A 281-nucleotide genomic window follows, 5' to 3' on the forward strand; every position below is an offset into this window, starting at 1 on the left:
GTGTTCTCTTGCGATCCGGCGAATAAACTCTCGGCTGCGCCCGAATTCGCTAACTATGTCCTTCTGCTTTGCACCATCTCGAATGCGGGCCGCAATCAGAATTCTCTCTTCTGCATCAGACCAGCGCCGAGAAGTCTCACGAATAATCTTCCGTTTGCCGTTTTCCACCTCACATGGATCAGTCTTACAGTTGTCAAAATGCCATCGTGTCATCACAGCAGGCTTACCGGCCATGCCGCATTGCGGACATGTCACGGGGGTCAACGCGCGGAGGCCCTGAC

1 protein-coding gene is annotated in these 281 nt (G+C 54.1%); it reads right to left on the reverse strand.

Annotation, left to right across the window (positions count from 1 at the left end; all coding sequences use genetic code 11):
• A partial coding sequence (locus AC1RPW_RS08405; RefSeq protein ID WP_481769510.1) for a hypothetical protein occupies positions 1–213 on the reverse strand: 213 nt, incomplete at its 3' end.
• Positions 214–281: the final 68 nt, after the last annotated feature.

It is taken from the genome of Dellaglioa sp. CoH-55-MRSF-8, assembly GCF_056782195.1.